The organism is uncultured Nevskia sp. (genome assembly GCF_903885465.1).
GTDB lineage: Bacteria > Pseudomonadota > Gammaproteobacteria > Nevskiales > Nevskiaceae > Nevskia.
In genome coordinates this window covers 1-7,884 of record NZ_CAISIQ010000227.1, presented here as the reverse complement: position 1 = coordinate 7,884, position 7,884 = coordinate 1, and the positions used below count along the sequence as shown (strand labels likewise).

At 64.7% G+C, this 7,884-nt stretch carries 7 protein-coding genes and 1 pseudogene; 3 read left to right on the top strand and 5 right to left on the bottom strand.

Translation table 11 applies throughout. The features are described 5' to 3' along the window. Together QZY06_RS08525 and QZY06_RS08520 are read right to left on the bottom strand one after the other, a co-directional pair. Positions 1-667 (bottom strand): annotated as a pseudogene (locus tag QZY06_RS08525) (transcription-repair coupling factor); the annotation flags it as partial. Positions 668-759: 92 nt separating this feature from the next. Next, a complete protein-coding gene (locus QZY06_RS08520; protein ID WP_295682849.1) occupies positions 760-1,665 on the bottom strand; it encodes a metal-dependent hydrolase in 906 nt (301 codons plus the stop codon). Between the two features lie 107 nt (positions 1,666-1,772). Between QZY06_RS08520 and QZY06_RS08515 the strand changes: the two genes are divergently transcribed. Together QZY06_RS08515 and radA are read left to right on the top strand one after the other, a co-directional pair. Then, a complete protein-coding gene (locus QZY06_RS08515; RefSeq protein ID WP_295682848.1) occupies positions 1,773-2,255 on the top strand; it encodes a hypothetical protein in 483 nt (160 codons plus the stop codon). 19 nt (positions 2,256-2,274) lie between these two features. Beyond that, positions 2,275-3,645 carry a DNA repair protein RadA gene (gene radA, locus QZY06_RS08510; RefSeq protein ID WP_022975510.1) on the top strand — a complete coding sequence of 457 codons (1,371 nt, stop codon included), beginning with the start codon at positions 2,275-2,277 and terminating at the stop codon, positions 3,643-3,645. Positions 3,646-3,672: 27 nt separating this feature from the next. Here the strand turns inward: radA and chrA are convergent, their stop codons facing one another. The 3 genes from chrA to QZY06_RS08495 all read right to left on the bottom strand — a co-directional run bounded on the left by chrA (position 3,673) and on the right by QZY06_RS08495 (position 7,314). Further along, positions 3,673-5,025, bottom strand: a complete 1,353-nt coding sequence (chrA, locus tag QZY06_RS08505) for a chromate efflux transporter (RefSeq protein ID WP_295682843.1) — start codon at positions 5,023-5,025, stop codon at positions 3,673-3,675. Between the two features lie 146 nt (positions 5,026-5,171). Next, entirely contained in the window at positions 5,172-6,440 is a 1,269-nt protein-coding gene (locus tag QZY06_RS08500) for an HlyC/CorC family transporter (RefSeq protein ID WP_295682841.1), read from the bottom strand. Positions 6,441-6,528: 88 nt separating this feature from the next. Beyond that, complete coding sequence (locus QZY06_RS08495) at positions 6,529-7,314, bottom strand: inner membrane protein YpjD (RefSeq protein WP_295682838.1); 786 nt, start codon at positions 7,312-7,314, stop codon at positions 6,529-6,531. Positions 7,315-7,443: 129 nt separating this feature from the next. Between QZY06_RS08495 and QZY06_RS08490 the strand changes: the two genes are divergently transcribed. After that, positions 7,444-7,884: 3',5'-cyclic-nucleotide phosphodiesterase (locus QZY06_RS08490; RefSeq protein ID WP_295682836.1), on the top strand; the 441-nt coding region annotated here is incomplete at its 3' end.

Sequence of the window (7,884 nt, the reverse complement as noted above, 5' to 3'; positions counted from 1 at the left end):
GGGCCGGCAGCAGGCGGATTTCGCCGACCTTCTCGGTCGAGCGCTGGGTGTCCGGATCGAAGACGCGGATCGATTCGACTTCGTCGTCGAACAAATCGAGGCGATAGGCGTCCGAAGCGCCCATCGGGAACACGTCGATCAAGGCACCGCGCACCGCGAATTCGCCCTGGGTTTGCACCTCGGACACGCTCTGGTAGCCGGCGGCGATCAGGCGTTCGCGGAAAGCGTGCGGCGGCAGTTTGTCGCCGGCCTTCAGCAGCAGCGCGCGGCCATCGAGCCAGCTGCGCGGCGGCAGTCTTTCCAGCAAGGTGCCGGCGGTGATGATCAGCACGCCGCGCGTCTGCGAGGGCAGGCGATACAGCGCGGCCAGGCGATCCGAGAGGATTTCCTGATGCGGCGAGAACGGGTCGTACGGCAGCGTCTCGGCGTCCGGGAAGTGCATCACCGGCAAGGCCGCGTTGGCGAAGAAGCGCAGCTCCTCTTCGAGCTTGTAGGCGTGCTGCTCGCCGGCGGTGACCGCGATCACCAGGCCGTCATGACGGGCCGCAGCTTCGGCAATCGCCAGCGCTGCCGAGGCACCCGGCAGGCCTGCCCAGTGCAGGCGTGCGCCAGCCTCCGCGGGCAACGGCGGGGACAGCAGGATCGGCAGGGACGGCGGGGTACTCAAGGCGGCGGATTATGGCCGCGCGGGGGCGGTCTGTCAGCCTTGTCGATGAACACTGCCGTCCGGCGGGAAGCCGGGCGGCAGCAATGCCGGACTCAGGCTTCTTCGGGAACCCGCATCATCGCCGCCATCTTGGCGTGATCGATCGAGAGCACATCGCCGCCGTCGGCTTCATAGCGCCGCCAGGCGATCTGGATCGGGTCCTGGCGTGTGGTCGCGATCGGATGACGGCGCGGGTGGTAGCTGGCCCGGAACACCGGCAACGCGGCAATGAACAGACGGCCGAGCATTTCGCCGCAGAAGGCCAGGGTCTTCAGGGCTTTCCACGGGGAGCGCAGCCAGCCTTCATGACGGGCCATGCGCGGATACAGGCGCATGGTTTCCTGGGCGATATGCAGCGCGGCTTTCAGAACCATCGCCTTGCGATACCACTCGTGACGGCCGTACAGGTACTTCCAGACCTCGAAGGCGACGGCGCCGTGCTCGATCTCCTCGACCTGGTGCCAGACCCAGACCGCTTTCATCGTCGGATCGGCATCGGCAAACCAGCGATCGTGATGACGAAGGATGATCATGCCGGCGAGGAAGGTGAAGGTTTCGTAGCCGGCAGTGAAGCCGACTCTTTTCTTCAGCGTGTCTTCGTCCGTGTGCTGCTTGAACCAGGCGATCGAGGCATCGTCGATCGCGACGATGTCCGGATAGCGGCTGCGCAGCGCATCGTTGAACGCCAGCAGATTGCGCGAGTGATTGGCTTCCTGGCCGATGATCCGGGTGACGTGCTGACGCAGGCGTTCGTCCGTGATCTGCTCTCGGGCAATCCGCATGGTGGCAACGAGATATCGCTCGAAATGCGGCACATGCATCGCCAGCGCATTCAGGAATACCGAGAACTCCGGCTTGGTCCGGCTCCAGACCACGTCGACGTTCTGGTCCGGGCCTAGCGGGAATCGCAGCGGCCTGACCGGAAAATCATCCATCGGATGTTTCGCAAGCTCTGCCATGACGCACCTCTGATTATTTTTTATGACTCCTCATGACGGAGCGTAGGGCAAACTGGCGAACAAACCAACACAACAACCCAAACAACGACAAACAGGGGAGAAGCACCATGGTTGAACGTACATCCGCAGTCCTGATCAAGAACGGCCTGGCCGGCATGCTGGTTGCGCTGATTGGCGGCTTCATGCTGACCTTCAAGATGATTGGCGGCCTGTCGTTCTCGCCGATTCCGATCTTCATCGAATACGACTTGCCGGGCACCGTCGCCGGCTGGCGCGCCGTGCATCTCGGCATGCTGCTGAACGGCATCATGGCGATCGTGCTCGGCATGGTCGTGCGCCTGTTCGTGCTCCGTGACAGCCAGGCCAGCACCGTGCGCTGGGGTGTGCTGATCGCCTTGTGGGGTAATTTCTGCTTCTACGTGTTCAGCATGTTCGGCTACAACCACGGCCTGACCATGGGCACCAATCGCCTCGGCGAAGGCAACTGGGCCGGTGCTGCCGCGTTCCTGCCGGCGGTGGTGGGCGCGGTGACCTTGATCACGGTGGTCATCGTGCTGCTGCGTGCGCCGATCAAATCTTCTTCGAACTGACACCGAAGCACGTCTGACGATGGCCAAATCGCTGAACCCGGGCGCCGCCAAGCTGCGCTACGTCTGCAACGCCTGTGGAGCCGACGCGCCGAAGTGGCAGGGTCAGTGCGCGGACTGTGGCGAGTGGAACACCCTGGTCGAGACCACAACCTCGAAGCCGAAGGCCCGCGCCGGCAGCTTCTCGGTCGAACGCAGCGCGGTGCGCCGGCTCGACGAGATCACCGGTGAAGACACCGAGCGGGTGCCGACCGGCCTTAGTGAACTCGATCGCGTGCTCGGCGGCGGCATCGTGCCGGGCGCGGTGATCCTGATCGGCGGCGATCCCGGCATCGGCAAGTCGACCTTGCTGCTGCAGGCGCTGGCGGCGCTGGAAGGCCGGGTCAACACCTTGTACGTGACCGGCGAAGAATCGCTGACCCAGGTTTCCTTGCGTGCGCGGCGGCTGGGTCTGCCGAGGCTCGACCTGCCGGTGCTCGCCGAAACCGGCTTGGAAACCATCCTCGACACGCTGACTCGCACCAGGCCCGGCTTCGTCGTGCTCGATTCGATCCAGACGCTGTACACCGATGCGCTGGACGCCGCGCCCGGTTCGGTCTCCCAGTTGCGCGAATGCGCCGCGCAACTGGTGCGTTATGCGAAGGGCAAGGGCTGCACGATCGTGCTGGTCGGCCACGTCACCAAGGAAGGCGCGATCGCCGGCCCGCGCGTGCTCGAACACATGGTCGACACCGTGCTGTATTTCGAGCAGGACGTCGGCAGCCGCTATCGCATCGTTCGCGCCGTCAAGAACCGCTTCGGCGCAGTCAACGAGATGGGCGTGTTCGCGATGACCGATGTCGGTCTCAAGGAAGTGTCGAATCCATCGGCGCTGTTCCTGTCGCGCCATGAACAGCCGGTGCCGGGTAGTGTCATCACGGTCACCCGGCAAGGCTCGCGGCCGTTGCTGGTTGAAGTACAAGCCTTGGTCGATGCGACTCAGGGCAGCAATCCGCGCCGGGTGGCGCTGGGCCTGGAAGGCAATCGTCTGGCGATGCTGCTCGCCGTGCTGCATCGCCATGCCGGCATCGCGCTCGGCGATCAGGACGTGTTCGCCAATGTCGTTGGCGGCATGCGCATCCAGGAAACGGCAGCCGATCTGCCGCTGCTGCTCGCCGCCTTGTCGAGCTTTCGCGGCAAGCCGGTGCCGAACGACACCGTGGTATTTGGCGAAGTCGGCCTGGCCGGCGAAATCCGCCCGGTACAGGCCGGCGAAGAGCGCCTGCAGGAAGCCGCCAAGCACGGCTTCAAGCGGGCGATCGTGCCGGAGGCGAACAAGCCGCGGAAGAACGTCAAGCTCGATCTGGAAGTGATTGCGGTGCAGCGGCTGACGCAGGCGCTGGACGCGATCTGAGGGCTCGCTTCCGTTGCCGATCGAGCTTCAGCGCAGCCCGAACTCGATCGCCAGCCCCGCCAGCGCGCAGAGGCCAATCAGCTTCGGCACGCTGAGGCCATAACGCAGCAACGCGATCAGGGCAACAACGCCGATCAGCGCCGCAGGCCACTCGAACGGCTGCGGGTAGCCATGCGGCCAGAGCACGTGGAAGGCGAAGAACAGCGCCAGATTGAGGATCACGCCGACGACCGCGGCGGTGATGCCGGTCAGCGGTGCGGTCAGGCGCAGATCGTTGCGTGTTGCTTCGACCAAAGGGCCGCCGGCGAGAATGAACACGAACGAGGGCAGGAAGGTGAACCAGGTCGCCACGCAGGCGGCCAGGGTCGCCGAAGCGAGCAGATGGCCGGGGCCGAGTGCCGAGGCCAGCGCATCGGTCTGCCAGCCGCCAACGAAGCCGACAAAGGCGACGATCATGATCAGCGGGCCGGGCGTGGTTTCGCCGAGCGCGAGGCCATCGATCATCTGGCCGGCTGACAGCCAGCGAAATTGATTGACGGCGGATTCGAAGACGTAGGGCAGCACCGCGTAAGCGCCGCCGAAGGTCAGCAGCGCAGCGCCAGAGAAGAAGGTCGCCATCCGGGTGATCGGATTGTCGCTGCCGAGTGTTGCGACCAGCGCCAGCCAGACTGAAGCCCAGAGCGCGAGGCCGACGAGCAGCACCGTGATCAAGCCTGCGGTTCGATACACGGCGTGCGGCACGACGGCGTCGTCATCGATCAGGCAAGGCGCGCCGCCACCCTTGATGCCGCCGTGACCACCGCCGGCCTTGAAGCGTTCCGGAGCAATGCGCCCGCCGATGAAGCCGAGCGCGGCTGCGCCGAGCACGATCAGCGGAAACGGCAGATGCAGCGCAAAGATCGCGATGAAGGCTGCGGCAGCGATCGCCCAGAGTGCCGCGTTGTGCAGCGCCCGCTTGCCGATCCGCCAGGCCGCCTGGACGACGATTGCGGTCACCGCCGGCTTGATGCCGTAGAGGACGCCGGCAATCACCGGCGCCTGGCCGAAGGCGAGATAGGCCCAGGTCAGGCCGATCAGCATCGCCAGCGACGGCAGCACGAACAGCGCTCCGGCTGCGATGCCGCCGCGAGTACCGTGCAACAGCCAGCCAATGTAGGTCGCGAGCTGCTGCGCCTCCGGGCCGGGCAGCACCATGCAGTAGTTCAGCGCATGCAGGAAACGGCGTTCGGAAATCCAGCGGCGACGATCGACCAGCTCCTGATGCATCACCGCGATCTGCCCCGCCGGGCCGCCGAACGAGACGAAGCCGAGCCACAGCCAGAAGCGTAGCGCTACCCCGAATGACACCGGGGCTGGGCGCGGCAGCGTTTCGGCGATCACGGTCGAATTTTCAGGAAGAGTAGTCACAAGGCTCCGTCGGGCTTGAGCCCGTGCTGGAGCAGAACTTGGACGAGGATCGTCGGTACAGAGGGCGTCTGCGTGAGCCCCGGGTGAAGTCTACCGGGCAGCTTGTGCGCCCGACAGCTTCAGGACGCCGTCACCGCGATCGGCCGTATCCGCGCGCTCTTTACGGCGTTGGCGCGGATATCGGTGATCTCGACCTGGTAGCCGCCGATCACCAGCCGCGCGCCGGGGCGCGGCAGTTCCTGCATCTGCTCCATGACCAGACCGTTGAGGGTCTTCGGTCCTCCGGTCGGCAGCTTCCAGTTCAGCGAGCGGTTGAGGCTGCGGATGGTCACCGAGCCGTGCACCAGCACGCTGCCATCGGCATCGAGATAGACGTTCTTGACCCGCGTCGCCGGGTCCGAGGTGAACTCGCCGACCACTTCTTCGAGGATGTCTTCGAGCGTCACCAGACCCTGGATATCGCCGTACTCGTCGACCACGAAACCGATGCGCCGCTTCTGGTCCTGGAAGTTCAGCAGCTGCTGGTTGAGCGGCGTGCCTTCGGGGATGTAGTAAGGATCGCGGACCAGGGTCATCAGGGTGTCCAGCGCCAGATTGTCCTGCACGGTCAGGCGCAGCACCTTGCGCAGATGGACGATGCCCTTGAGGTCGTCGATCGAGCCATCGAACACCGGCAGCCGCGTATGGCTGGAGGCGACGATCACTTCGCGGATCTTTTCCCAGGGCTCGGAGATGTCGATACCGACGATCTCGTTGCGCGGAATCATGATGTCCTCGACGGTGGCCTTTTCCAGATCGAGGATCGACAGCAGCATGCGTTGATGGCGTTCGGGAATCATGGCGCCGGCTTCCGCCACCACCGAGCGCAACTCCTCGCTCGACAGGCTGTGCGCGGCCGCATCTTCCGGGCTGACCCCGAACATCCGCAGCACGCCGTTCGACAGCACGTTCACCACGTAGACCACCGGGTACACGATCCACTGCAGCGTGGTGTAGATGTACGCGGACGGGATCGCGACCTTTTCCGGGTGCAGCGCGCTGAGCGTCTTCGGGGCGATCTCGCCGAAGATCAGGATGAACACCGTCAGCACGCCAGTAGTGGCGGCGATCCAAGCGCTGCCGTACAGCTCCAGGGTGATGATGGTGGCGATCGCGGTGGACGCCGAATGCACGGCTATGTTGCCGAGCAGGATCATGCCGATCAGCCGATCGGGCCGCTCCAGCAGTTTTTCAGCAAGCTTGGCACCGCGATGACCGGATTTCGCCAGGTGGCGCAGGCGATAGCGGTTGAGTGCCATCAACGCTGTTTCCGATCCAGCGAAGAACGCCGAAAGCAGAAGCAGGAAGACCAGCAGGATCAGCAGCGCTACTAATGTCTTGTCGTCCAACTGGAAACCCTTGACCTCCCGAGTTGCATTAAACCGGACAGGCGGGGTGGCGTGTCAAGCCGTTGCCCGATTGCGGCGTCCTCAGGGCTCAGTACCAGCTGCGCCCGAGCACCTGTTCAAGGATTACTTTCGAGCCGAAATAGGCCAGCACCAGCACGGCATAACCGGACAGTGCCCAGCGCACGGCGGTGCGGCCGCGCCAGCCGTGACGCATCCGGCCCCAGAGCAGCATGCCGAAGGTCAGCCAGGCGCAGAAGCTCAGCACGGTCTTGTGGACCAGATGCTGGGCGAACAGGTTGTTGACGAACAACATGCCGCTGACCAGGGTCAGCGACAGCAGGAAGAAGCCGAAGAAGATCAGCTGGAACAGCAGCCTTTCCATCGTCTGCAGCGGCGGCAGCCGGCGCAGCACCATGATGTTCGCCGGCTTGCGCAGCATGCGGTCGAGGCTCAGCGTGGCGATCGCCTGAATCGAGGCCAGGGTCAGCAGCCCGGCGCTGAGCAGCGAAAAGATGATGTGCAGGCCGATCTTCCAGTCCGCCAACGGAATCGGATGGCCGTGGTCGGTGAAGAACGCCGGCGCCAGTGCCCACAGTGCCGTGACCGGGTAGTGCACCACGCCGAGCGCGTGCAGCGGCTCGCGGAAGCAGAACACCCAGAGCATCAGCGACGACAGGAAGCCGAGCATCGACAGCGATTCGGCAATGCCGATCACCAGGTTCGATCCGGCGATCACCTGCTGGCTGAGCGCGGCTGCGTGGGCGAGCAGCGCCACGGTCAGCACCAGGTGTTCGCCCTCGACCTTGATACGCAGCGCACGCCAGCCGGCGATGGCGTACAGGATGGCGGCAATCAGGCTGAAAGTGAGGGACATGGGCGTTCGTTATCGGCTGACTGGATAGTAACGTGCTGCAGTCGGCCTCGGAACAACGGCCGGCATCGGCGCGTCCGACAAGGAAAACGCGCGTGCTAGATTTGCCGTCCGAACTCACTGCTGGGCGCAATGCAGATCAGGATCCTCGGATGTAGCGGCGGTATCGGACCGGGTCTGCGGACCACGACCCTGCTGATCGACGGCGCGCTGCTGATCGACGCCGGCACCGGCGTCGGCGATCTCCAGCCGGCCGAACTCGCGGCGATCAAGACCGTGCTGCTGACCCACGCCCATCTCGATCACATCTGCGGCCTGGCGTTCATGGCCGACAACCTGTTCGGCGAGATCGATCACCCGCTCAAGGTGCATGCGATTCCGGACGCGCTGGCGGTGCTGCGCGAGCACATCTTCAACTGGAAGGTGTGGCCGGATTTCACCGCGCTGCCGGACGCCGAACATCCGCTGATCGTGCTGGAACCGCTGGTGCCGGCCACTGTACTGAAGCTCGGCGCCTTGTCGATCACCCCGTTCCGGGTGTCGCACACGGTGCCGGCGGTGGGTTTCGTCGTC

Bases quoted from the DNA above. Each gene is read 5' to 3' on its own strand.
- radA (WP_022975510.1), top strand. From the start codon at position 2,275: ATGGCCAAATCGCTGAACCCGGGCGCCGCCAAGCTGCGCTACGTCTGC.
- QZY06_RS08495 (WP_295682838.1), bottom strand. From the start codon at position 7,314: ATGTCCCTCACTTTCAGCCTGATTGCCGCCATCCTGTACGCCATCGCC.
- QZY06_RS08520 (WP_295682849.1), bottom strand. From the start codon at position 1,665: ATGGCAGAGCTTGCGAAACATCCGATGGATGATTTTCCGGTCAGGCCG.
- QZY06_RS08515 (WP_295682848.1), top strand. From the start codon at position 1,773: ATGGTTGAACGTACATCCGCAGTCCTGATCAAGAACGGCCTGGCCGGC.